The 23,172-nt window shown below is 69.0% G+C and carries 25 protein-coding genes; 12 read left to right on the top strand and 13 right to left on the bottom strand.

The genetic code is table 11. From position 1 onward, the window contains the following. Window positions 1–96 precede the first annotated feature (96 nt). Window positions 97–525: a GNAT family N-acetyltransferase gene (locus AWQ71_RS26490; RefSeq protein ID WP_157570586.1), complete on the bottom strand. Its 429-nt coding sequence runs from the start codon at window positions 523–525 to the stop codon at window positions 97–99. Between the two features lie 44 nt (window positions 526–569). Continuing rightward, window positions 570–905, bottom strand: a complete 336-nt coding sequence (locus AWQ71_RS26485) for a YnfA family protein (protein ID WP_066934578.1) — start codon at window positions 903–905, stop codon at window positions 570–572. A 73-nt stretch (window positions 906–978) separates the two neighbouring features. On the opposite strand from AWQ71_RS26485, the gene AWQ71_RS26480 reads away from it, so the two are divergent. Beyond that, entirely contained in the window at window positions 979–1,626 is a 648-nt protein-coding gene (locus tag AWQ71_RS26480; RefSeq protein WP_067137802.1) for a PadR family transcriptional regulator, read from the top strand. Between the two features lie 159 nt (window positions 1,627–1,785). Continuing rightward, window positions 1,786–2,457 (top strand): class I SAM-dependent methyltransferase, encoded by a 672-nt coding sequence (locus AWQ71_RS26475; protein ID WP_067137801.1) that lies wholly within the window; start codon window positions 1,786–1,788, stop codon window positions 2,455–2,457. A 244-nt stretch (window positions 2,458–2,701) separates the two neighbouring features. On the opposite strand, the gene AWQ71_RS40575 is transcribed toward AWQ71_RS26475, so the two are convergent. Further along, complete coding sequence (locus tag AWQ71_RS40575; protein WP_281196258.1) at window positions 2,702–2,869, bottom strand: phosphotransferase-like protein; 168 nt, start codon at window positions 2,867–2,869, stop codon at window positions 2,702–2,704. 267 nt (window positions 2,870–3,136) lie between these two features. Between AWQ71_RS40575 and AWQ71_RS26470 the strand changes: the two genes are divergently transcribed. The 4 genes from AWQ71_RS26470 to AWQ71_RS26455 all read left to right on the top strand — a co-directional run bounded on the left by AWQ71_RS26470 (window position 3,137) and on the right by AWQ71_RS26455 (window position 5,766). Continuing rightward, window positions 3,137–3,868, top strand: coding sequence for a DUF899 domain-containing protein (locus AWQ71_RS26470; RefSeq protein ID WP_067137800.1), 732 nt, complete (start codon window positions 3,137–3,139; stop codon window positions 3,866–3,868). Window positions 3,869–3,943: 75 nt separating this feature from the next. Further along, window positions 3,944–4,138: a hypothetical protein gene (locus AWQ71_RS26465; RefSeq protein ID WP_067137798.1), complete on the top strand. Its 195-nt coding sequence runs from the start codon at window positions 3,944–3,946 to the stop codon at window positions 4,136–4,138. Between the two features lie 111 nt (window positions 4,139–4,249). Then, a complete protein-coding gene (locus AWQ71_RS26460) occupies window positions 4,250–4,627 on the top strand; it encodes a VOC family protein (RefSeq protein WP_067137796.1) in 378 nt (125 codons plus the stop codon). A gap of 5 nt (window positions 4,628–4,632) precedes the next feature. Beyond that, entirely contained in the window at window positions 4,633–5,766 is a 1,134-nt protein-coding gene (locus tag AWQ71_RS26455; protein WP_084259314.1) for a sigma-70 family RNA polymerase sigma factor, read from the top strand. 5 nt (window positions 5,767–5,771) lie between these two features. On the opposite strand, the gene AWQ71_RS43365 is transcribed toward AWQ71_RS26455, so the two are convergent. The 8 genes from AWQ71_RS43365 to AWQ71_RS26415 form a co-directional block, all read right to left on the bottom strand. After that, window positions 5,772–5,960: a hypothetical protein gene (locus AWQ71_RS43365; RefSeq protein ID WP_067137791.1), complete on the bottom strand. Its 189-nt coding sequence runs from the start codon at window positions 5,958–5,960 to the stop codon at window positions 5,772–5,774. Between the two features lie 386 nt (window positions 5,961–6,346). Continuing rightward, a complete protein-coding gene (locus AWQ71_RS26445; protein ID WP_067137789.1) occupies window positions 6,347–7,003 on the bottom strand; it encodes an NUDIX hydrolase in 657 nt (218 codons plus the stop codon). Window positions 7,004–7,298: 295 nt separating this feature from the next. Next, a complete protein-coding gene (locus tag AWQ71_RS41970; protein WP_157570585.1) occupies window positions 7,299–7,655 on the bottom strand; it encodes a DUF6036 family nucleotidyltransferase in 357 nt (118 codons plus the stop codon). Further along, complete coding sequence (locus tag AWQ71_RS26435; protein WP_067137786.1) at window positions 7,652–8,038, bottom strand: hypothetical protein; 387 nt, start codon at window positions 8,036–8,038, stop codon at window positions 7,652–7,654. Before AWQ71_RS26435 ends, AWQ71_RS41970 begins: the two co-directional genes overlap by 4 nt. 168 nt (window positions 8,039–8,206) lie before the next feature. Then, complete coding sequence (locus tag AWQ71_RS26430; RefSeq protein ID WP_067137963.1) at window positions 8,207–10,048, bottom strand: DUF4434 domain-containing protein; 1,842 nt, start codon at window positions 10,046–10,048, stop codon at window positions 8,207–8,209. 66 nt (window positions 10,049–10,114) lie between these two features. After that, window positions 10,115–11,203, bottom strand: a complete 1,089-nt coding sequence (locus tag AWQ71_RS26425) for a glycosyltransferase (protein ID WP_174550765.1) — start codon at window positions 11,201–11,203, stop codon at window positions 10,115–10,117. 12 nt (window positions 11,204–11,215) lie between these two features. Further along, on the bottom strand, window positions 11,216–12,487 hold the full coding sequence (locus AWQ71_RS26420; RefSeq protein WP_281196257.1) for a nucleotide sugar dehydrogenase: 1,272 nt from the start codon (window positions 12,485–12,487) through the stop codon (window positions 11,216–11,218). Between the two features lie 107 nt (window positions 12,488–12,594). Further along, window positions 12,595–14,175 (bottom strand): glycosyltransferase family 4 protein, encoded by a 1,581-nt coding sequence (locus AWQ71_RS26415; RefSeq protein ID WP_245658474.1) that lies wholly within the window; start codon window positions 14,173–14,175, stop codon window positions 12,595–12,597. Window positions 14,176–14,310: 135 nt separating this feature from the next. Between AWQ71_RS26415 and wecB the strand changes: the two genes are divergently transcribed. The 5 genes from wecB to AWQ71_RS26390 all read left to right on the top strand — a co-directional run bounded on the left by wecB (window position 14,311) and on the right by AWQ71_RS26390 (window position 21,203). Further along, window positions 14,311–15,438 (top strand): non-hydrolyzing UDP-N-acetylglucosamine 2-epimerase, encoded by a 1,128-nt coding sequence (gene wecB / locus AWQ71_RS26410; protein WP_067137782.1) that lies wholly within the window; start codon window positions 14,311–14,313, stop codon window positions 15,436–15,438. A gap of 65 nt (window positions 15,439–15,503) precedes the next feature. After that, window positions 15,504–17,516 (top strand): glycosyltransferase family protein, encoded by a 2,013-nt coding sequence (locus AWQ71_RS26405; protein WP_245658472.1) that lies wholly within the window; start codon window positions 15,504–15,506, stop codon window positions 17,514–17,516. A 72-nt stretch (window positions 17,517–17,588) separates the two neighbouring features. Next, window positions 17,589–19,145, top strand: a complete 1,557-nt coding sequence (locus tag AWQ71_RS26400) for an MDR family MFS transporter (protein ID WP_218001973.1) — start codon at window positions 17,589–17,591, stop codon at window positions 19,143–19,145. A gap of 514 nt (window positions 19,146–19,659) precedes the next feature. Continuing rightward, on the top strand, window positions 19,660–20,622 hold the full coding sequence (locus AWQ71_RS26395; RefSeq protein ID WP_067137778.1) for an ankyrin repeat domain-containing protein: 963 nt from the start codon (window positions 19,660–19,662) through the stop codon (window positions 20,620–20,622). A gap of 143 nt (window positions 20,623–20,765) precedes the next feature. After that, the gene (locus AWQ71_RS26390) at window positions 20,766–21,203 is read left to right on the top strand and encodes an ATP-binding protein (protein ID WP_067137776.1); all 438 of its coding nucleotides are present in this window, start codon (window positions 20,766–20,768) and stop codon (window positions 21,201–21,203) included. A 62-nt stretch (window positions 21,204–21,265) separates the two neighbouring features. On the opposite strand, the gene AWQ71_RS26385 is transcribed toward AWQ71_RS26390, so the two are convergent. Together AWQ71_RS26385 and AWQ71_RS26380 are read right to left on the bottom strand one after the other, a co-directional pair. Further along, complete coding sequence (locus AWQ71_RS26385; protein ID WP_067137774.1) at window positions 21,266–22,720, bottom strand: flotillin family protein; 1,455 nt, start codon at window positions 22,718–22,720, stop codon at window positions 21,266–21,268. A gap of 30 nt (window positions 22,721–22,750) precedes the next feature. Next, on the bottom strand, window positions 22,751–22,951 hold the full coding sequence (locus AWQ71_RS26380; RefSeq protein ID WP_066934616.1) for an NfeD C-terminal domain-containing protein: 201 nt from the start codon (window positions 22,949–22,951) through the stop codon (window positions 22,751–22,753). 55 nt (window positions 22,952–23,006) lie between these two features. Here AWQ71_RS26380 and AWQ71_RS41965 point away from each other — a divergent pair, with 55 nt between their 5' ends. Next, entirely contained in the window at window positions 23,007–23,153 is a 147-nt protein-coding gene (locus AWQ71_RS41965; protein ID WP_157570584.1) for a hypothetical protein, read from the top strand. Window positions 23,154–23,172 lie beyond the last annotated feature (19 nt).

Below are 23,172 nucleotides of genomic sequence, written 5' to 3'. Positions count from 1 at the left end.
GATGTGGCGCGGTCTTGCCTCAGTGCCACCCTGTGTAAGACCGTACGGACCCGGACGAGACCCGCGCGGGGGACGCCGCGGGAATGTCCCCGCCTTTCAGACCAGGTGCTTCACCCAGCGGCCCCATTGGGGCTGCCGCCCGTAGCCGGACGCCGACCAGGCCCGATGGGCGAGCTCGTTGTCGTGCAGGACCATCGCGTCCGCGCGGAAGGCCCCGAACGTCCGGAACCGGTCCTCCGCCGCCTCGATCAGGCGGGAGCCGATGCCCATGCGCCGGTGCCCGGGGTCCACGGCGAGCCGGTAGAGATGGGCCCGCCAGCCGTCCCACCCGGCGATGAGCGTGCCGACCAGGCTCCCGTCGATTTCGGCGATCAGCAGCGCTTCCGGGTCACGCTCGACAAGCTGGACGACCTTGTCCGCGTCGTCGTGCCGATCGGTGCCCTCGGCCGCCTCAGCCCAGAAGCGGAGCACCGCCTCGACGTCGTCCCGTCCGCCGTACCTGATCGCCACCCGAGCTGTCCCCATAGCGGACAAACCTAACAAAGCGGTCGGTTGTCGGGTTTTCGGCGTCAGCCGCCTCGCGGCGCGTACATGATCACAGCGACCCCGGCGAGGCAGATCAGGGCTCCGATGACGTCGAACCGGTCCGGCCGGTAGCCGTCCATCGCCATGCCCCACGCGAGCGAGCCCGCCACGAACACCCCGCCGTACGCCGCCAGGATGCGCCCGAAGTTGGCGTCCTGCTGGAGCGTGGCGACGAATCCGTACAGGCCGAGCGCGATCACTCCGGCGCCGATCCACGCCCAGCCGCGGCTCTCACGGGTGCCCTGCCACACCAGCCAGGCTCCACCGATCTCCAGCACCGCGGCCAGGACGAACAGGAGCACAGAACGCACGACGGTCATGTCGGTGGACTCTATGCGTTGTGCCGGGGTACTCGCAGACGTATACTCGCGTACGAGTAGCAGGGGGTGCCAAGTGGCCAAGCGCCGCAAAGTGAACAACATGCTCGGCCTGGCCGTGCTCGCGACGGTCGTGGAAAGGCCGATGCACCCGTACGAGATGGCCTCCCTGATGCGCGCCCGCGGCAAGGACCGGGACATGGACGTCAAGTGGGGCTCGCTCTACACGGTCGTGCGCAACTTGGAGAAGCACGGGTTCCTCGAAGTGACCGACAGCGTCCGCGACAGCGGGCACCCCGAGCGCACGATCTACCGCATCACCGAGGCCGGGCGGGCGGAACTGGCCGACTGGGTCCGGGACCTTCTCGCGACACCGGAGCGGGAGCAGCCGAAGTTCGAGGCCGCGCTCTCTGTCTGCGGCGTACTCCCGCCCGACGAGGTGACGAGTCTGCTCCGGCGGCGCGTGGGCCTGCTGGAGGCGGAGGTCGCCGGACAGCGGGAGTCGCTGGCCGCGTACCTCCGGGAGGTCCCCCGGCTGTTCCTCGTGGAGGCGGAGTACGACCTCGCCATCCGGGAGGCCGAGCTGGCCTGGACCCGGTCCCTGCTCGACGAACTCGCCTCCGGGACGTTTCCCGACCTCGCGCTGTGGCGCGACTGGCACGAGAAGGGCCGGCGGCCGCCCGAGATCGCCGAACTCGCGGAAAGGGGCGCCGTCACGGACTGACCCCGAAAAAGACGACCCCGGCGGCGTGCGCCAACACGACCGCCGGGGAGCCCTCGAACCGAACCTGCGGAACGCAGCCCGGCCACGAGGTGGCACCGGTAAGAATAGTCGGGCTCTTTCCCGGGCCGGTTCGGAAGAACATCCGAAACCGGAGGGAACATGGAGAAGACACACACCACCCGCTCCCAGGCCATGGGGATCGAGGGAGCGATGGCGCGCTGGTACGCCCGCCAGCGCGGCTCGGCCCCCCAAGTTGCCGCCGTCCGGCGATACGCCGCGCAGCTCACGGCGAGCCTGCCCGGCGGAGCCGCCGTACTGGAGGTGGCCCCGGGGCCCGGCTACCTGGCCGTCGAGATGGCGCGGCTCGGGTTCGAGGTGACCGGGCTCGACATGAGCCACACGTTCGTGGAGATCGCGAGCGAGCGGGCCCGCCGCGCCGGCGTGTCCGTCCGGATCGAGCAGGGCGACGCCGCCGACCTGCCCTTCGACGACGCGTCCTTCGACCTGGTCGTCTGCCAGGCCGCCTTCAAGAACTTCGGACGGCCCGTCCGCGCCATGGACGAGATGCACCGGGTCCTCCGGGGCGGCGGCACAGCGGTGATCCACGACCTGAACCGGGACGCGTCCGGGGCCGACATCGGCGAGGAGGTCAGAAGAATGGAGCTCAACCGGCTGAACTCCGTACTGACCAGGGTGCCGCTGACAATGCTCAAACGCCGCGCCTACTCACGGGCCCAGTTCGAGCGTCTCGCCGCCGAGAGCGCCTTCCGCACCTGCGACGTCCGGGCCGACGGCATCACCCTTGAGGTCCGGCTGACCAAACCCGCCTGATCCCTCAGGTGTGTCTCGCCGGATGGCAAGGGGCGCCTCAATGATCGAATCGAGGGCCCAAGGGCGACCGTGCCGCACAGCACGGTCGCCCTACGCGCGTCTGATCCGGCGAGATACGCCGCGGCGTCGTCCCACATCACAAGCTCGGAGGTTCCGGGAGCCCGATCGGGGCCCGCCTCCCCTTTCGCCGCATCACAGCGTCGGGCGGTACTTGACCTTCCGGGGCGGGCAGGTGAGCCGTCGATCAGGCGACGTGGGCGACGATGGCTCGCGCGCACATCAGGGACTCCCTACGCATGGTGCCCACCTCCAGGTCATAGACCACGCCCTGGTGAACCACCTCCGCCTGGGACGTGGCCATCCCCGAAACCCGGTCGCCCCGGGCGAGCTCACGGGTAGACGTCCTCCCCACAAGGCCCGAAACGGATTTCGGGCTACTTCCTGGACGCTCCTGGTCGCAGTGCCTAGTGCCGTGACTGGCAAGGTTTGCCCCGTCGCGTCGCCCAGGGCGGCACCCACATCTTCCGCAACACGGAGCGCCAAGCCCGCGCCTACGCCGTCCTGATGAACCCAGCCACGCTGCGCCCCGAGCGACGAGGCCCTGTTGGCCACCGATTCCTTTCGGCGGATCGCCGAGTCGATAGGTGTGAGCCTTCACACGTCACGAATGGAGAGAGTCATGGTTCTTCCGCAGGTGGTGTCCCGCGAGGAGTGGCTGGCAGCTCGGCTGAAGCTACTCGCACAGGAGAAGGAGGTCATGCGGGCGCAGGACGCGGTGACCGCGCGCCGCGCTGAGCTGCCGATGGTCAGGGTCGACAAGGATTACGTGTTCGAAGGTCCGACCGGCAAGGTGAATCTCGTCGACCTGTTCGAGGGCCGTCACCAGCTCCTCGTGTACCACTTCATGTTCCACCCGGGCTGGGAGAACGGCTGCCCGAGTTGCTCGTTCACGATCGACAGCGTGGGCCGTCTGGAGCACCTGCATGCCGAGGACACCACGCTCGTGCTCGTCTCCCGCGCGCCGCTCGCCAAGCTCGAGAGATTTCGGGCGCGGATGGAATGGACGATCCCGTGGTATTCCTCCGCCGGGACCGGCTTCAATTACGACTTCCACGTGACGAACGACGAGTCCGTCGCTCCCGTCGAGTACAACTACAAGGACAAAGCGACCCTCGCGCGGGACGCGGCGTACCGGCTGCACGGCGACGGGCAGGGCCTGAGTGTCTTCGTCCACGAGGACGACGCCGTCTTCCACACCTACTCGACGTACGGGCGGGGCACCGAGGTCATGATGAGCACCTACCACTATCTCGACCTGACCCCACGCGGCCGGCGGCGCTACGTCAACGAGATCCCCTACCACGACACGTACGGCAGCGAAGCAGACCACTCTCACCACGCCCACCACTGAGCCGTTGACGGCAGGGCCGGTGGCGCCTCAAAACCGAGGCGTCACCGCTCGGTCTCGAACCAGGGGAGCCACCGAATGATGATGATCGAGCCCATGCCGCTGCGGTGGACACTCATCCTTGTGCTCGCGGGAACCGGAGTGTGGTTCCTGTTACGCGGCCTGCGCCCCGGTTCCGGTGGCACCGCACCGGGCGCCGCCGACAGGATCTCCCACCTGGCTCACGCGCTCATGGCCGCGGCGATGGCCGCCATGATCTGGCCGATGGGATGAGTCCGCCGGGTAGTACGAAAGATCCGGCGGACGCCTTCGCCGATTCCTTTCGGCGGATCGCCGAGTCGATAGGTGTGACGGTATACCGATGACGTCCGAGGAGGACCGATCATGGCGGAGACGAGGGGGGTCCGGCTGGGCGGCCTGGTGCTGGGCAGCGACGACCCGGAGCGGCTCAGCGCCTGGTACCGCGCAGCGTTCGCGCCGTCGGCCGAGCCGAGCACCGTCCTGACGATGGGCGGCGGGCGGTTGATCTTCGACCGCCGCGACGATCTCGAACAGAACACGCGGGAGCCCGGCCGGATTCTGATCAACTTCTACGTCGACGACATCGGGGCGGTCGTGGCCCACCTGAAGACGCTGGGCGTCACGCGGTGGATCCGCCCGGTGGAGCACTTCGGCCCGGGCCTCATCGCGACGGTGGAGGATCCGGTCGGAAACTACGTGCAGATCGTCGAGTTGGCCGCCCGGCCCGGTACCGGACGGTGACGTAGATGAGCCAGACCCACGTCGAAGTCGATAATCTGGCGGGCGATGATCCCGTCGAAGCACCCGCAGGGAGGCCGCGGGAACTCCGCCTCGATATCCCGTTCGAGGTGTTCGGCCCAGCGGGCGGCGGGTGGCCTCGCCCCGGTGGACCGGCCGGGGAGACCGTGACGCCGGACGACGACGCCTTCGCACGGCTGACCCACCCATACCGGCCGGAGCTCCTGGCCTACTGCTACCGCATGCTCGGTTCGGTCCACGACGCCGAAGACCTCGTCCAGGAGACCTATCTGCGCGCGTGGCGCTCGTACGAGACGTTCGAAGGCCGGGCGTCGCTGCGCACCTGGCTCTATCGGATCGCGACCAACGTCTGCCTCACCGCACTCGAACACCGCAAGCGCCGGCCGTTGCCGTCAGGTCTCGGCGGTCCCTCCGACGCTCCGGAAGGGCCTCTGGCGCCGCCACCTGAGGTGATCTGGCTACAGCCCTTTCCCGACCGGCTGGTTCATCCCGGCTCGGACGACCCCGCCACGATCGTCGCGGCGCGGGCAAGCCTGCGGCTCGCCCTGATCGCGGCCCTGCAGTATCTGCCCCCGCGCCAGCGCGCTGTCCTCATCCTGCGTGACGTACTGGCGCTGCGCGCGGCCGAGGTGGCCGAGTTGCTCGGCATCTCCGTCCCCGCGGTCAAGAGCGTCCTACAACGCGCTCGAGCCCAGCTCGGCCAGGTGGCACCCTCCGAAGACGATACGACCGACGCCTCCGGCACGCACCAGCGGGACCTGCTGGATCGCTATGTCGCGGCCTTCGAGAACGCCGACGTCACCGCCCTGATGGGGCTGCTGACCGAGGACGCCGTCCTGGAGATGCCGCCCACCCCATCCTGGTTCGCCGGCCGCCAGGCCATCGGCCGCTTCTTCGGGTCCAGGGTTCTCACCGTGCCAGGTGTCTTCCGGATGACGGCGACCGCGGCCAACGGGCAGCCCGCGGTCGCCATGTATCAGCGTGGGCCGGACGGCGTTCATCACGTACACGCGGTGATGGTCCTCTCGATCTCCACCGCGGGGATTACACACATCGTCGCGTTCCGCGACCCAGGCCTGTTCGAACTCTTCGAACTCCCCTGGACACTCGGCCCCAGCTAGCACCGTCAGGCGACGTTTGCCTTCTTCACGATCCGGCGTAGGCGGGGGTTGTCGGTGTTGCGGTTTCGCCAGGCGATGTAGCGGCGGATCATGCTGCCCTGCTCGCGGTGGCTGGCATGGTCGGTGCCGTTGAGGGTGAGCTCGCCGCGTCGCTTGCGTTTCTTGATGTGCCCGTACATCTTGCCCTTGCCCACGTTTAACGCGGCGACGTTGCGGCAGCGTGAACGTCGGTGCCCGGCCGCCCTTGTACTTGGGATACAGCGAGTCGAATCCATCGGTATTGAAGTTATGGATCACGTCCCGGACCCAGTCTTTGCTGGTGAAGCCACTGCGCGATCTTCGCGACAGACATGCCCTGGGCAGACAGGAGCACCAGCTGCGCTCGCCGCCAGGTCACCACCGACCCGCTGCCGCGCCGTACGATCCGCAGCAGCCGGTTGCCTTCATCGTCATCGATCTCACGTACGCGAACCCGTTCAGCCACACGCAGAGTGTGAAGCGATCACGCCGACCAGTGGTGGGACCTTGATCGGCATGCCCCCACGAAACAGGGCAAACCCAAGCTGATGCGGCGCATCTACTAGATGCGGAGCATCGGCGGGTGCAGGACGAGGGCGGGGCCGCGCCGGTAGAGCATCGCCGGACGTCCCCCGTCACGGGTGGTGGTCTCGCCCGTGGGGATCAGGAAGCCCTCGGTCTTGGTGACCTTGCGGTGGAAGTTGCGCGGATCCAGGGGCCTGCCCCACACGATCTCGTACACGCGGCGCAGCTCCGCCACCGTGAACTGCGGCGGGCAGAACGCGGCGCCCAGCGGGCTGTACTCCAGCTTGGCCCTGGCCCGCTCGATGCCGTCGAGCATGATGCGCCGGTGGTCGAACGCCATGCGGGTCAGCGAGTCGACCGACTGCCAGCTCATGTGCGCCTCGGTCGAGGCCGGCAGATCGGGCGCGAGCCCCAGATAGGCCACGCTGACCACGCGCTGCCGGGGGTCGCGGTCCGGATATCCGTACGTCTGGAGCTGCTCCAGATGGACGGGGGCGCCCGGAAGTCCGGCGCGCTCCGCGAGCACCCGGGCGGCGGCGGCCGGAAGGTCCTCGTCGAGCTGGATGAACCCCCCGGACAGCGCCCAGCACCCTTCGTACGGGGGCCTGTCCCGCCGCCAGACCAGCGCGCAGAGCGCCTGCGACCTCACCGTGAGCACGACGAGATCCACGCTGACGGGGATACGCGGGATCATGTACAGAACGCTACCTGAACGCACCCACCCCGGTATCCCTCGATTCGATCACTGAGATGCCCCGGATCAGACGCGGCCGCCCTCACGACAGGCGAGAGAGCGGAGAACCGCGGAAGCGAATGGCCTCAGCCTTCCCCGAACAGGTCCTCCAATATGAGACGAGCCCTGTCTGGAACGGGTTCGTCAGGGAAGATCTCGGCACACAGCCTGAGGACATCGCCAGCCGAGCCGAGTTCCAAACGCTCGACGAGAGCACGAATGTCACCGGCATCCCGTCGGCGAGCCGCCAGGACCTTCATCGCGAGCAGATGCTCCTGCGATGCCGCGGACACGCGCAGTCCCGGATGATCGAAGACCCGTTGTGCCGAGTCATCCCCTCTGGGGGCCACGCGCTGGCCTGTTCGTTGAGCCACCATGGCGGCAGACCGAGCTCGGATGCGACCGCTCGGGCTTCGTCCAGAACGATGCCATGCGGCTCGAAGACAGCGTCGATGTCCCGAGTGGATCGACGAGCATCGTAGGCCAACGCCATCGCTGCGCCGCCGAAGACATAGAGATCGGCGACGACTCCACGACGCGCGAGGCGATCACCGAGACGTTTGAAGGCGTTCTCGATCGCGGACCGGTCGAGAAGGGGAGAATCACTGGTCATGCCACTTCCAGCTCCTGTGGGTGGATGAACACTCCACGGCGGCGGAACGAAGCCGGCGCATGAACGAAGGCGTCCACCCGGGCAGCGGGGGTGTTGAACGGGAACCAGAACTGACGAAGTCTCCGTGACTCGGCCCAAGGAGGACCCGCATGCCCATCCTTCGCAGCGAGATACTCGGCGAGAGCCGCAAGGAAGACATCCCATCGGGGATCTCCCACGTCTGACGGTTCCGTCGCCAACAAAACGAGTCTCGTCACCGGCGACTCGTGCCGGTACTCCTCAAGGAACTCGGCGACCAGGCGCCAGCGCGTTTCCTCATCGGAGTGGTGAGCCAACCAGTTCGCGAGCACGGCCATGGAAGCGGCCCGATATTCGCCCCTCATGGGTCTCACGTTAATCCACCATGCCAGCGACCTCCGAGGGTCCGGGGAATACACCCCCTCACAGCCCGAAACCACCAGAGACAACGGCCGCCCTCACGACAGGCGAGAGAGCGGACCGGAGCTTCCGGACGGCGCCACACGGACCGGGCGGTGCGGCGGGGCCCGGCCTCAGCCGGCGTTCTTGTAGTAGACGGGCTCGGCGGCCTTGCGGCCGTCAGGGGAGCTCACCTCGACGCGGACCCACACGTCCGCCGGCACCGTCGCCCAGTCGACCGGGATCCAGACCTTCTCGATTCCGTACGGGAGGTTCTCGATCGGGGTGGTGTCGTGCCAGCCGACCGAGGCCGAGTCGACGACCCGAGGGGTGTCGATGCCGGGCCAGCTCAGCGTGAGCTTGGCCGAGGCGAGGTGGTAGCCGCGGACCTCCAGACCCTCCTGGATCTGCCGGGCCTGCCGGACCGCCTGGACGGCGATCGGGCGGTCCCAGTCCTGGATGATCTCCTCGGACAGCGACGGCGAGCCGCAGGTGAAGAAGTCGCTCCACATGTACGAGATGACTTTCGACACGTACGGGCCGGCCAGCGTCACCTGGGTGTCGAGGCGGGGCTTGGTGGTACGGCTGCGGACCTGGCTGCCGCACTTCGGGGTGCCCGACTGCTCCGGCGTGGACGGCTCGAACGCCTCCACGTTGGCCCAGAGCTGAACCTGTACGCCTTCGGAGGCGAGTTCCTCCCTCGCCTGCGCCATCTCCCGGTAGTAGTCGCGCGTGCCGCCGTAGTACGCGGCCGCGTACGTGCTGTCGCCCACGCCGTTAACGATCTTGAGCTGGTCGTCGACCTGCTTGTTCTTCCAGTTGGGCCAGAAGAGGCCGACCTTGCCGGTGCCCCGTCCGTCCTGCGGGGCGATGATCTCCACGCCGGTCTTGGCGAGGTCCTTGAAGCCCTGGGCCACCTGCTTCGGCGTGGCGGTGAACTTCTGGTTGCGGCGGCCGTCGATGTACGGGCTGATCAGGATGGGCTTGCCCGGCAGCTCCTGCTCGACGATGCGGTGCTGCTCGGCGTAGACCGTGAGGGTCTGGACCTTGGACGGGTCGGGCCAGTCGCGAAGTTGCAGTTCGAACGGCTGGTAGACGCCGCCGAGTGACTGCCGGTCGGCGAACCGGGCGCCGTAGTCCTGCACGATGCGCCGGGTGAGGGTGGTCAGCGTGCCGATGTGGCGCGGGTCGGCCCGGGTGCTGTTGGCGGGGTCGCGCGGGGCGAGCGGCAGCGCGGGGAAGACCTGGATGCCGAACTGGTCTCCGAGGTCCAGCAACTCGGTCAGGCTGTCCTCGGCTCCGGCCGACACGATGATCACGTGATAGTTGCGCCCCTTGGACGAGAAGTCGCAGGTCGCGTCGTCGGAACCGTCATCGGGGGCGACCAGCCGGTAGAACACGGACTTGCCGACGACGATCTTCCGTTCCATCGTGGGGCAGCGGAAGATCCCGTCGCCGTACTGCTCGTCGGTGCGGTAGACGTACGTCCAGGTGATCCGGTTGCCGGGGTTGGCCGCCTGCAGGTCCTTCTCGGCCGCCTTCACGCAGGGGACGCCGTCCTCCACGCAGGTGGCGTACCGCGTGTCGGGGCCCTCACCGTTCTTGTCCTTGATTTCGCCGGTCTGGTAGTTCACCTGGCGCGGCGACAGGCCGAAGCCGAGCCGGACCACGGTGTCGCCGCCGACCTTGTGGATGGCCTGAAGCTGGCGCCGCCAGGTGCAGCGGTCTGCCGTCGGCACGAGCCAGTACCCGCTCACCGCGTACGGCGCGGGTGTCGTGGTGTCGAACGTGCCGCAGGGGTCGGTGAACGCGCTGGCCGTCGGGGTGAGCGGTCCCGGGGAGCCCGGCGGTGTCGCGGGCGTGGTGCGGCCGACTCCGGCGACCTTGGAGGAGGGCTGGTCGTGCCGCATGACGATCACTACGGAGGCGACACCGGCGAGAATCGCGACGCCCAGGAGCAATGTGAGCCAGCGCACCTTCAGGACACTACCGCCCATCGTTTCAGGACCGGATAAATCGAATCCGCCCGTCGGCGGGGACGGTCAGCGCCGGACGCCCGCCCACTCTTCGAGCTGGGTGACGAAGCGGCGGGCGGAGTTCGGCCAGTGATGGTTGGCCCGCGCGGCCGTGTAGCCGCGGCCGCCGATGGCGTGCCGCTCCGCCGCGTTGTCCCGGAGGAAGAGGACGGCCCGGGCCACCGCCTGCGGGTCCTGCCACGGGACGACGAGGCCGGAGCGGTAGCGCTCGACCAGATCGACCGCGCGCGGGGACGGCGTGGTGATCACGGGGATGCCGTGCGCCATGTACTCCACGATCTTGGTGGGCATGGAGTGCCGGTAGTTGGGCTCGTCGTGCAGGAGCGAGAGGCCGGCGAGCGCGCCGTCCAGCCGCTTGAGCGCCTCGTCGTTGGGCATGAAGTCGCGCCATTCGAGCACGCCCTCGGCGACCGCCTGGTTCAGCAGCGGACGGCTCTGCGGGTCGGCGTAGCCGATGAGCTCGACGACCACCCGGTACGGCTGGAGCAGCCGGCCCACCTCGACGGCCTCGCGTACACCGCGCGCCTCGGACAGCCAGCCGAGGTAGACCACCCGGTCGTCCCCGGGGGCGCTGACGGTGTCGGGCACCCAGGTCTCGTTGGGCACGACGAGGTGCGTCTGCTTGAAGCGTCCCGCGTAGGCCGTCTCGGCGAGCAGCAGGCGCAGGCGGCGTTCCGCGGCCCCTTCGAGCATCCGGGCCAGGAACCGGGTGGGCGGACGTAAGAACGCGGGCAGCCACGGCTTCAGGGAGAGTGTGGCCGGGGTGTCCTCGTGGACGTCCCAGACGACCGGCGGGCGGCCGCGTACGCCGACGACGGCGAGCAGCAGCTCCGGGTCGTGGATGAGCGCGAGGTCGATCTTGTCTCGCATGCTCTTGAACAGCTTGCGGGCGGCCCGGACCGCCGTGAACCTGCGCCGCTCGGCGGCGCGCGGCAGATCCACCCCGTTGACCCAGGACCGTGGGACGACCCCGCGCGCAGAGTACGGCGCGGCATACGTGACCTCATGACCGGCGTCGACGAGCGCGCGGATCTGGCGGTGCAGGATCCGGGCGTCCTCGGGGTGATGCACCACCGTCATGACGAGCACGTGCACGCGCGGACCCTCCTACAGTCGCTCGACGCGATCGCTCGTGGCCAGAACGCCGCGAGTATCGAGCACAAGCTGGGCCCGTTCCTCCACCACGCCGAGGTCGAACGCCGAGTGCTGCTGCAGCAGCAGCGTGACGTCGGCGTCGGCCACCGCCGCGGCCAGGTCGTCCGCCCGGGGAATCTGGTTGCCCTTGACCGCCCACTCCTTGACGTGCGGATCGCAGAACACGATCTCGGCGCCGAGTTCGAGGAGCGCCTCGGCGACGGGCACGGCGGGGGTCTCCCGCTCGTCGGCGATGTCGGGCTTGTAGGTGACGCCGAGCAGCAGCACCCGGGAGCCGTTCACCGGCTTGCGGGCGCGGTTGAGCAGCCGCTGCGCGCGGGCCACGACGTACGACGGCATCCGCTCGTTGATCTCCTGGGCCAGCTCGACGAACCGGAAGGGGTAGCCGAGCTTGCGGACCGTGTAGGAGAGGTACGACGGATCGACCGGGATGCAGTGCCCGCCGACACCGGGGCCGGGCAGGAACTTCTGGAAGCCGAACGGCTTCGTGGAGGCGGCCTCGATGGCCTCCCACAGGTTGACCCCGAGCTCGTCACAGAAGATCGCCATCTCGTTGACGAGGGCGATGTTGACGTGACGGTAGGTGTTCTCCAGCAGCTTGGCCATCTCGGCCTCGCGGGTGCCGCTGACGGGGACGACCCACTCCACGAACTGGCTGTAGAAGGCGACGGCGCGGTCGCGGCAGGCGACGGTGTAGCCGCCGACCACCTTGGGCGTGTTGCGCAGGCCGTACTTGGTGTTGCCCGGGTCGATGCGCTCGGGCGAGAAGGCGAGGTGGAAGTCCGTGCCGGCGGCGAGCCCGGCGCTCTCCAGGATCGGCCGCGCGACCTCGTCGGTGGTGCCGGGCCAGGTGGTGGACTCCAGCACGACCAGGGTGCCGGGCCGCAGGTGCTGGGCGACGGCACGCGTCGCGCCCTCGACGGCCGACAGGTCGGGGCGGTGGTCCTCGTCCAGCGGCGTGGGCACGCAGATGACGATCGTGCGCGACTCGGCCAGCACCGAGGCGTCCAGGGTGGCGGTGAACCCACCGGCCAGCATCGCGTCGAGGTCGGCGTCGGTCAGGTCGTCGATGTAGGACTGACCGGCGTTCAGCGCCTCGACCTTGCGGGGGTCGACGTCCAGACCGGCCACCCGCAGGCCCGCCGCCGTGGCCTCTTTGGCCAGCGGCATACCTACGTATCCCAGTCCGATGACCGTGAGGTCGAAGCCGGTTCGCTCGCTCACGATGCGACCTGGGGGCGGAAACAACACTTCATGGTGGCAAAGGCTATCTCAAGTCGACACCAACGGTGCCTGATGCCGCACATACGAAGTCCCCGTCATTTCCATTATCAGGTCAAAGATTGGTAGATCGCGCGGTATGTCCGGGCGAGGCTGCTCCATGTGCGTTTTGCGGCGACCTCGGCCTTCCCGGCCTCGCCCATCTCGCGGCGGCGCTCCGGATCGTCACGCAGCGCGGCCACCGCGTCGGCGAGCGCGCGGGGATCCCCGGCGCGTACCAACATCCCGGCGCCCTCGCCGCCGACAAGTTCGGAAAGCGCGGGCAGATCGCTCAAAACGACCGGCTTGCCGAGCGCCATCGCCTCGACGGGTTTCAATGGCGTAACAAGTCGGCAGACCCGGAGGTCCTCGCGCGGGCAGGTGAAGATGTCGATCGCCGCCTGGGCCTGGAGTGCCTCGTCCGGGCCCACCCGGCCGGGCAGGATCGCGATGTCGCGCAGGCGCAGCCGCTCGACCTGCTGGAGCAGGTTCGGCCGCTCGACGCCGTCGCCGACCAGCAGGACCCTGACCGGCGTGCCGGCGTCCCGCAGCAGCGCCGCCGCGTCCAGCAGCGTGGCGAACCCCTCGTAGGCCACGATGCTCGACACCGAGCCGATGACGATCTCGTTGTCGCCGATGCCGTACTGCCTGCGGAAGGACGCGCCGTCGTACTCGACGGTCAGCAGCGAGTCGTCCACCGCGTTCGGCGCGAGGTGGATCCGCTCGCGCGGCACGCCGCGCTCGACGATCTCGGCCGCCATGGTCTCGGCCAGCGTCACGACCGCGTCCGCCTCGTTCATGATGAACGCCTCGCGCTCACGCTGCATGATGTGGCGCTCGGTGCCCACCCGCTTGGGGTCCCTGGAGGCCCAGGTCTCCTCAAGGAAGCCGCGCACCTCGTAGACGACCGGCGTGCTCGTCCGCTCGCGTACGGCGAGCGCGACCGAGCCGTTGCGGTGGTCGGTGGCCGCGTGCAGCACCTGCGGGCGCAGCCTCCTGACCAGCTCGGTCACCTGGGCGGCACCGCGGATCAGCCGCCCTCGGGTCTCGAACGGCAGGTCTCCCCCGCTGGGCAGCTGCCGGTGGTAGGGGATGTCGTCGATCTCCTCGTACGACGTGGCGTCGGTGTGGCCCTGGAGCATCGGCCAGCCCCAGCTCGTCACGACGTGCGGGTCGAGCCCGGCCTTGCGCTGCGCGGTGACGATGCGATGGGTCCGCACGGTGTACCCCGCCTGCGTGTACGGCAGGGCGTTGGTGACCATGTGGAGGATCCGGCCCTCGTGCCGGGTCCCCATGATCACCTGGGGCTTCGGCGGGATCGGGTTGGGGCCGATCGCGGCCATCTCGCCCTGGTAGAACGCGATCCTGCGGCGGACGAACGGCCACCTCATGTGCGGCCTGAGCACCTTGACGGCGTCGCTCATCCGGCCGGCGTCGAAGTAGATCTTCGCCGCCTCCATGGGGCCGTCGGCCATCCTGCGGACGATCTTGCGCACCTTGACTTTGGCGTACCGGGCGGCGGGCCAGGCGACTTTGCCGATGATGGGGCGCACCGCCGGCGGCATCGCGTCCGCCGCCGCCTGCGCGACCCGCATCGGATCGGACTTCACCTTGCTCGCCACGATGCGGGAGACGACCACCGGATTCTTCACGAAACCGCGGAGTAGGCCGCCCATCCCGGCCCTTGCCGACTTGGCTGCCACGGAGGGTTTCTTGGCCTCGGATACCACGGCGTGACCGTACCATAGGCAACGTTTGCCCCAGTCCCACCATGAAAGGCGAGGTCAATGAGGGACAACCCCCTCGTCCTGCACGTGTTGGGTGCCCGGCCCAACTTCGTCAAGGCCGCCCCGGTCGTCCGGGCGCTGGACGAGCTCGGCGTACGGCAGGGCATCGTTCACACCGGGCAGCACTACGACGCGCTGATGTCGGACGTGTTCTTCGCCGACCTCGGCCTGCCCGAGCCGATCGCCAACCTGGGCGTCGGCTCCGGGTCGCACGCGCGGCAGACGGCCGCGCTGCTGACCGGCCTCGAAGACGTGGTGCTCGAACACCACCCCTCGCTCGTCGTCGTGTACGGCGACGTGAACTCGACGCTGGCCGCGATCCTCGTCTGCGCCAAGCTGCACGTGCCGACCGCGCACGTGGAGGCGGGCCTGCGCTCCTTCGACCGGGAGATGCCCGAGGAGGTGAACCGCGTCGTCACCGACGCGCTGAGCGACATCCTGTTCGCCACCTCACCGGAAGCCCTCTCGCACCTCGCCCGCGAGGGCGTCGACCCCGAGCGGGTGCACCTCGTCGGCAACCCGATGATCGACAGTCTCTTCTCCGCGCTGCCCAAGCTCGACCCGGCGCCGGTGCAGGCACGGCTCGGCGTGTCCGGCAGGTACGCGGTGGCGACGCTGCACCGCCCGGCGAACGTCGACGACCCGGAGTCGGCGCGTGAGCTGGTCGACGCGGTGCTCGCGGTCGCCGAGCGGGTCCCGGTCGTGGTGCCGCTGCACCCGCGCGGCCGGCAGCGGCTGGCCGACGCCGGGCTGGTGAACCGGGAGAACCTCTCAATCGTCGATCCGCTGGGCTATGTGGACTTCCTCTCACTGGTGCGCGGCGCCGCGCTCGTCGTGACCGACTCGGGCGGCGTGCAGGAGGAGACCACCATGCTGGGCGTCCCTTGCCTGACCGTACGGCCGAACACCGAGCGGCCGGTCACCGTCACGCACGGCACCAACCGCCTGGTCACCCCGGCGGGGCTGCCCGCCGCCGCCGACAAGGCCCTCGCCGACGGCTCCAGCACCCCGAGCGGGGAGCTTCCGCCGCTGTGGGACGGCGCGGCCGGGCCCAGGATCGCCCGCGTCATCGCCGCCTGGCTGCGCGGCGACAACCTCTCCCCCGCCGCCAAGGGACGCGTCAGCTAGAGCAGGAGGCCGTAATGTCCGACCAGAATCCTTCAGATGAGCCGAAATTCCAGCGCCTTGGCCCGGTGAACTGGCTGCCGGAGGAGCGCAAGGTCGTCGAGCGCTACGAGCAGCGGATCCGCGAGCTGGAGAAGAAGGTCGCCATCCAGGAGGCGCGGGCCGACTACGCCATCTGGAAGCTCAAGGCCACCCAGACGCAGCGGCCGTACCGGGTCGCGCAGGCGTTGACCGGCGCCACGAAGCCGACGAAGTTCGCCCGGCTGCCGCGCGACCTGAGCAAGGCCATGAAGGCCGGGAAGAGCCCCAAGGCGCCGATTCCCGTGACCGAGGCCGTCGAGCTGGCCGAGACCAAGGGCCCCGAGGTCAAGATCCCCACGTTGCAGTGGCCGGACGGACCGGTGGTGCGCCCCGACCTCAAGGTTGCCGTCATCCTGGACGACTTCTCCCGGCTCGCGTTCAAGTACGAGTGGGACCAGATCGAGTTCGGGCTGGCGGACTGGCCGGAGATCTTCGCCGAGAACCGTCCGGACGTGCTGTTCTGCGAGTCGGCCTGGCACGGCAACCAGGGCCGCTGGCGCTACCAGATGACCGGGACGAACGCTCCGAAGCAGGAACTGCGCGACCTCATCGCCTGGTGTAAGTCGGAGGGCATCCCCACGGTCTTCTGGAACAAGGAGGACCCGCCGAACTTCGACTTCTTCATCGACACGGCCAGGCTGTTCGACTACGTGTACACGTGCGACGGCGACATGATCCCGAAATATCAGGAAATCTTGGGGCATGATCGGGTAGGCGTGCTGCAGTTCGCCGCCCAGCCGCGCATCCACAACCCCATCCAGACCAAGCAGGGCCGGCCGTACGACATCGTCTTCGGCGGCATGTACTTCCGCGACAAGCACCCCGAGCGGCGCGAGCAGATGGAGACGCTGCTCGCCCCCGCGCGCGAGCTGGGCCTGCACATCTTCGCCCGCAACGGCACCGTGGACGACAAGTACGCCTGGCCGGCGGAGTACCGCCCCCACATCGTGGGCGAGCTGCCGTACGAGCAGATGCTGGCCGCGTACAAGATGTACAAGGTCTTCCTGAACGTGAACTCGGTGATCGACTCGCCGACGATGTGCGCACGGCGCGTCTTCGAGCTGTCGGCCTGCGCGACCACCGTGCTCTCCGGCTGGTCGCGGGCCATCGAGGAGACGTTCGGCTCGTTGATCCCGATCGCCCACTCGCAGGAGGAGGCGTACAACCGGGCGCTGTACTTCATCAACAGCCCCGAGCTGCGCGCCCGGCAGGCGCACCTGGCGATGCGTGAGGTGTTCGACAAGCACCTCTTCTCGCACCGGGTCGACCAGATCCTCACCGACCTCGGCCGCCCCGTGGCGCCCCGGTCGCGTTCGGTCTCGGTGGTGCTGCCCACCAACCGGGCCGGACAGCTCGAACACGCCATCGCGCAGGTCGCCCGGCAACGGCACCGCAACATCGAGCTGATCCTCGTGCTGCACGGCCTCTCCGAGGACCCCGGCGTGGTCCGCGACAAGGCCCTCGCCGCGGGCATCCCCGGCGTGAAGGTGCTGACCGCCGACCCGGCGTGGACGCTCGGCGAGGTGCTCAACCACGGCATCGCGCACGCGGACGGCGAGCTGATCGCCAAGATGGACGACGACAACATCTACGGCGAGCACTACCTGTCCGACCTGCTGCGGGCGTTCGACTACGCGGACGCCGAGATGGTGGGCAAGGGCGCGCACTACACCTACTTCCCCGACCAGAACGTCACCGTGTTCCGCCTGCCCGGCCTGGAGAACCGTTACGCCCACCTGATCCAGGGCGCCACGATCGTCGCCAAGGCCGACATGCTCCGGTCGATAATGTTCGAGCCGGTCAACGCGGGCGAGGACACCCGGCTCGTCCGGCGCTGCAAGGAGGAGGGCATCCGCATCTACTCCGCGGACCGCTTCAACTTCGTCTACATGCGCGGGTCCGACGCCACCGCGCACACCTGGCAGGCGCCGGACTACAAGCTCACCCGCAACGCCCAGTTCTGCTTCGCCGGCAACCCGGAGCAGCACGTCCTGATCTAGCTCGGAATGTACGGGAGTGGCCAACGGTTGGCCACTCCCGTAATGGCGGCATGCCCAGGGGAGCTTGGCCACGTGAGCACGAAGACAGGCGAGAAACAGGACGGCATCGGGTTCAGGTCCGAGCGTGGCCCGGTGCTCGCCGCCATCATGCTGTGCACCGGTCTCGTGGCCCTGGACAGCACGATCATCGCGACCGCGGTGCCGTCCGTCGTCGGCGACCTCGGCGGGTTCTCGCAGTTTCCGTGGCTGTTCTCGATCTACCTGCTCACGCAGGCCGTGACCGTGCCCATCTACGGCAAGCTCGCCGACGTCTTCGGGCGCAAGCCGGTGATGTTCTTCGGCATCGCCGCCTTCCTCCTCGGTTCCGTGCTGTGCGGCGTCGCCTGGAGCATGCCGGCGCTCATCCTCTTCCGTGCGATCCAGGGCATCGGCGCCGGGGCCGTCCAGCCGATCAGCATCACCATGGTCGGAGACCTGTACTCGGTGGAGGAACGTGCCCGGGTGCAGGGCTACCTCGCCAGCGTCTGGGGCGTGTCGGCCGTCGTCGGACCGACGCTGGGCGGCGTCTTCTCCGAGTACGTGTCCTGGCGGTGGATCTTCTTCATCAACCTGCCGCTCGGGGCCGTGGCCGCCTGGACGCTGGCCCGGCGGTTCAAGGAGAAGGTGGCCCGCGGCTCACACCGGATCGACTACCTGGGCGCCGTGCTGCTCACCGCCGGCTCCTCCCTGCTCATCCTGGGCCTGCTCGAAGGAGGGGTCGCCTGGAGCTGGGGGTCGCCGGTCAGCCTGGCCATCTTCGCGGGCGGCGCCGCCATGCTGATCGCGTTCGTGTTCGTGGAACGCCGGGCGGTCGAGCCCATCCTGCCGCTGTGGGTGTTCCGCCACCGTGTGCTGACCGGCGCCAACCTCGCCGCGCTGGGGATCGGCACACTCACCATCGGCCTGAGCTCCTATGTGCCCACGTACGCGCAGGGCGTGCTCGGCACCGGCGCCCTGGTGGCGGGTTTCACCCTGGCCGCGCTCAGCATCGGCTGGCCCCTCGCCGCGGCGCTCTCCGGCCGCGTCTACATGCGCATCGGCTTCCGCGACACCGCGCTGATCGGCGGCACCATCACCGTGGCCGGGGCCGTACTGTGCGCCGTGCTCGGCCAGGAATCACACATCTGGCAGGTCGCGACCGCGTGCCTGATCGTCGGCGTCGGCCTGGGGCTCATATCGAGCCCGACGATGGTCGCCGTGCAGTCCGTCGTCGGGTGGGAGCGCCGCGGTGTGGTCACGGCGACCAACATGTTCTTCCGCTCCATCGGCAGCACCGTCGGGGCCGCCGTCCTGGGCGCGGTCTCCAACGCGACGCTGTCGGACCGCTTCGCCCACCCTCCGGCCTCGGTCGGCGGTGACCACCTGCCGAAGAGCGTCGACGCCACGAGTGACGTGCTGACCGGGCAGGGCGCGGGCGGCGTGAGTTCGGCCGTGACCACCTTCGTCCGCGGAGCGCTCAACGACGCCGTCCACAACGCCTTCCTCACGGCGCTCGTCGTGGCCGTGCTCATCGTGGGCGCGGTGCTGCTCATGCCCCGTGTCCGCGCCACGACCGGCGCCGGCCCCGGAACCGGCTCCGAGGCCCACTGAGCCGGCCCCGGCCTACACCCGCCCCCGCTCCCTCACCTCGGCGTCCACCACTGCGAAGGGCCGCGACTCAATCGTGGATGACGTTGTCGCGTGGCCCGCCGTAGACCGGGTTCCTGTCGTAGCGCTTGTCGGTGACGAGCAGGATGACCTTCCCTGGAACGCCCTTCTCTTCTTCCGCCTCCCAGACGATCCAGTCGTCGCCGACCGGAGTGTCCTGCCTGCGCAGTTCCCCGAAGCCCCCATCTCGGCGTCGAGCTCGACGCTGCGTGCCTGACGACGGACCTCGCCGCGGCGGTGGTTGGCCAGCACGTTGCGTGCGGACATCCTCGCTATGCGCGGAGCGAGGCCGTCATTTCTCACCGAACCAAAGGATCTTCGGGCGCGTCCGATCAGGTCGGCGCCCGCCGACCCGACCGCACAACGTACGACCGGGCCATCAAGGCAGCCGGGTTCTGTCGGACTCGTACGCCATGATCGGGCGGGACATGATCGTCACGTTCCCCCGAGGAGTGTCATGGACCTTTCATCGTCCGGATGGTCCGGCATCGACTGTCAGGACTGGACGAAGCTCGACGTGATCCGCGCCCGGCTCGACGCCGGGGCGGACCCCGACTCCGGCCCTCACGTCTGGGAGTCGGCGCTGCAGACGGCGGCAAGGGAGGGCTCGCCCGAGGTGGTGGTTGAGCTGGCCCGGCGGGTCACCGACGTCGACGCCGAGTCCGACGGCCGCACGGCGCTATGGGACGCCGTCTTCGAGAACCGTCCGGACAACGCTCGTGCCCTCGTCTCGGCCGGGGCCGACCCGTGGCGGCCCATGATGTCCGGCTGGTCCCCCGGACGGCTCAGCCTGGTCACCCGCCACCCCGGCCTGTTCGGCACACCGCCGGGCGGTGTCGGCCTGTCCGCCGAGGAGACCGCTGCGGTGGCCGAGGCCCGGCGGCTGATCACGAGCCTGGGAAGCTGGGACGACGACGGCATGAGCCTGGCCTGCGTGGCCGGGATCGACGCGGCTGAGGCGGCGCGCCGCCTCGCGGCCGTGCCCGCCAACGAGGCCGAGGTCGAGGAGATCATGGAAGATCCCTTCGCGGACATGGACGCGTCGCTGGCCCTCGCCGGGATCACCGACGTTCCCGGCGGCTGCGTACTGAGCCAGATGTGCGACTACGCCCTGTCCACCCCCGGTGTCGGTGAGCGGCTGTCCACGGGCACTGTCTGCTATTCCATGTTCGCCAACCCCAAGAGCGGCAACCAGGGAGGCGCCTTCCGCGACGGCGTGACCGAGGACTGGGACGCCCACCCCGGCGGTGGAAGCGTGGACTCCGGCATGTCGGCCCTGGAGATCCTCACGACGTTTCTCTACCAGGGGCACGCCGTCGCCTACTGCTGCGCGAGAGCCGGCCTGCGGCTACCCGACGCCCGAGCGTTCACCGGCACTCCGGACATGTGGGTGCGGCTTCCCGGCGACTACTGGCATTGACCACCCGCGAAACCGGCGGATGGCCGTACGCGATGGGGCGCGTGCCCGCCCGGACGGCGGGCACGCGCCGCCCGTGTCAGGTAGGCGGTGTCGACGGTGTTCTTGGGCTCGGAGCCGTTGAGTCCCGCCGGGGTGCCGCAGGCGTGGCCTCTTCCGCCGAACCGCACGGACTCGGCGTCGGCCTCATCCGGCCCTTCGACCACCGCATCGCGGCCCGGTACTGGAACGCCACACATCGCCCGACGGCCCTGCGGTTGCCTGCCATCGTGGGGGGAGTCCCCGGCTATCGGATGCTGTCCGAATCCGTTCACCCCAGCTCGGGATTCCACGCTCCAGGCGATCTGGACGAATGGGTGCCGGCGACCGTGCTGAACCCCGCGTCCATGCTCTTCCAAGAGCAGGATCTACTGCTGCGGGAGGATCCGCGGATCACTCACCGAGCGCTCTATCAGGGGGTGCTCCGGCAGATCGCCCAAGGCGTGACCAAGCCCGGCAAGATCGCCGCCGCCTTGGGCCGCGACGCGCGGAGCATGAAGCGTCCATTCGACACACTGGTCGACACCGGCGGCCTTTCCGGCTGAAGCGACGTCCGTCCCCGCGCTGGTGGCGGGGACGGACGCGCACCTTCAGTGAACGCGTGCCGTCAGGAGTCGACGGCCTTCTTGGAATCGGGCTCCGAGCCGTTGAGACCGGCCGGCGTGCCGCCGGAGAGCAGGGTGCGGGCCAGACCCAGGCCGGTGCCGCCGAGCGTGAGGGCCTTGGCGAGCATCTCCTCGATGCCCTGGGCGCCGTTCAGCACGACCATGTGGTCCACGTTGCCGAACGCCTTGGCCCCGGCCTCGACGATCTGCGGCCAGTTCTCGGCGAGCTGCTGGGCGATGACGGCCTCCTGGTTCTCGGCCAGCGCCTCGGACCTGGCGCGGATCGCCTCGGCCTCGGCCAGACCCTTCGCCTTGGCCGCCTCAGCCTGGGCCAGACCCTTGGCCTTGGCCGCGTCGGCCTCGGCGACACCGGTCGCCTTGGTCGCCGCCGCCGTGGCCTCTCCACGGACTCGCACGGACTCGGCGTCGGCCGCCGCGGCCTGCTTGACCTGGGACGCCTGGGCGGCGGCGCGGAGCTCCGTCTCGCGCGCCTCGGCCTCGGCCTGCGCGATGCGGGCATCACGCTCGGCCTGCGACAGCGTCACGGTCTCGTACGCCTTGGCGTCGGCGGGCTTGCGCACCTGGGACTGGAGCCGCTGCTCGGAGAGCTGGGCCTCAAGCTCGGCCGCCCGGGTCTCCTGGACGACGACCTCCTGGCGGGCGGTGGCCTCCGAAAGGGGGCCGGCCTGCCGGGCCTTCGCGGCGGCCTGGTCCACCTCGGCCTGGTAACCGGCCTGCTGGATCTGGGACTCGCGGATCGCGGCGGCCTTCCTCGCGGCGGCCACCTGCTCGGCCTCGGTGGCCTCCTGGTCGCGCTGCGCCTCCGCGATGCGGGCCGACGCGGCGATCTTGGCGGCGTGCGGCTTGCCCAGGTTGACGATGTAGCCGGTCTCGTCGTCGATCTCCTGGATCTGCAGCGAGTCGACGACCAGGCCCAGCTTGCTCATCTCGTCGGCGGCCGAACTGCGCGTCTCGCTGGTGAGCCGCTCGCGGTTGAGGATGAGGTCCTCGACGGTCAGGTTGCCGGTGATCGAGCGCAGGTGGCCGGTGAACAGCTCGTGGATCGCGCCGTTCATCGAGTCCTGCTGGTCGAGGAAGCGCCGGGCGGCGTTGGCGATGCTGGTGAAGTCGTCACCGACCTTGTAGATCACCACGCCGCGCACCTGGACGGGGATGCCCTGCTGGGTCACACAGGACACCTGGAGATTGGTCGCCCGGCTGTCGAGGCGCAGCCGGCGGGCCGTCTGGAACCCCGGCAGCACGGCGGTTCCCTTACCAGTGATGATCTTGAACCCGAGACTGTCGGCGAGTTCGTTCTTCGTGTGGGCGCCGAGGCCGGAAATGATCAATGCCTCGTTGGGCTCCGCGACCCGCCAGACGGCCTTGAACAACAGGATGATGACGATGAGAGCGACGACGATCGCGCCGCCGATAACTAGGAATTCCGTGCTGGACATCTACGCCTCCACTTCCGGGGGGACAGGGGGTCAGGCGATCGCGCGCGTGACGTAGACCGTACGCGGCGGCGAATACTCGACAATGACGACGAGCGACCCGACCGGGATCTCTTCCTCCGGAAGGCTCGGATGCGCGTAGAACGCCTCGACGCCCCCGCGGATCGGCACCATCACTTCACCAACAAGGCCCGGACCTATCTTGCCCGTCACCCTGCCCTGCTTGCCGACCACTGCTTCACCCCGTCGTCTTTCACTTCACCGCGAACGCGCACGTTACCCCGATCACGTGCGCTACGTCATCATGGGCGATACTCCCCTGACGGTCGCCCGGACGACGTTCGCCATCCGCGCCGACGTGCCGTCGACCCGGACAACGAACACCTTGCGCGAAACGTTCCGATGCCGCAACACCTGGCCGGAAATCGAGACGTGAACGTCATGTTCCGAAAATT

The organism is Microtetraspora malaysiensis (assembly GCF_001528665.1).
In the GTDB taxonomy this organism is placed as follows: Bacteria; Actinomycetota; Actinomycetes; order Streptosporangiales; family Streptosporangiaceae; genus Microtetraspora_A; species Microtetraspora_A malaysiensis.
The sequence above is the reverse complement of the archived record's forward strand: the minus strand, read 5'-3'. Positions and strand labels throughout refer to the sequence as shown.

Excerpts from the sequence above, each read along its gene's own strand:
- AWQ71_RS26490 (WP_157570586.1), bottom strand. The coding sequence starts at position 525 with ATGGGGACAGCTCGGGTGGCGATCAGGTACGGCGGACGGGACGACGTC.
- AWQ71_RS26485 (WP_066934578.1), bottom strand. The coding sequence starts at position 905 with ATGACCGTCGTGCGTTCTGTGCTCCTGTTCGTCCTGGCCGCGGTGCTG.
- AWQ71_RS26475 (WP_067137801.1), top strand. The coding sequence starts at position 1,786 with ATGGAGAAGACACACACCACCCGCTCCCAGGCCATGGGGATCGAGGGA.
- AWQ71_RS26470 (WP_067137800.1), top strand. The coding sequence starts at position 3,137 with ATGGTTCTTCCGCAGGTGGTGTCCCGCGAGGAGTGGCTGGCAGCTCGG.
- AWQ71_RS26465 (WP_067137798.1), top strand. The coding sequence starts at position 3,944 with ATGATGATGATCGAGCCCATGCCGCTGCGGTGGACACTCATCCTTGTG.
- AWQ71_RS26460 (WP_067137796.1), top strand. The coding sequence starts at position 4,250 with ATGGCGGAGACGAGGGGGGTCCGGCTGGGCGGCCTGGTGCTGGGCAGC.
- AWQ71_RS26455 (WP_084259314.1), top strand. The coding sequence starts at position 4,633 with ATGAGCCAGACCCACGTCGAAGTCGATAATCTGGCGGGCGATGATCCC.
- AWQ71_RS26445 (WP_067137789.1), bottom strand. The coding sequence starts at position 7,003 with ATGATCCCGCGTATCCCCGTCAGCGTGGATCTCGTCGTGCTCACGGTG.
- AWQ71_RS41970 (WP_157570585.1), bottom strand. The coding sequence starts at position 7,655 with ATGACCAGTGATTCTCCCCTTCTCGACCGGTCCGCGATCGAGAACGCC.
- AWQ71_RS26435 (WP_067137786.1), bottom strand. The coding sequence starts at position 8,038 with ATGAGGGGCGAATATCGGGCCGCTTCCATGGCCGTGCTCGCGAACTGG.
- wecB (WP_067137782.1), top strand. The coding sequence starts at position 14,311 with ATGAGGGACAACCCCCTCGTCCTGCACGTGTTGGGTGCCCGGCCCAAC.
- AWQ71_RS26395 (WP_067137778.1), top strand. The coding sequence starts at position 19,660 with ATGGACCTTTCATCGTCCGGATGGTCCGGCATCGACTGTCAGGACTGG.
- AWQ71_RS26385 (WP_067137774.1), bottom strand. The coding sequence starts at position 22,720 with ATGTCCAGCACGGAATTCCTAGTTATCGGCGGCGCGATCGTCGTCGCT.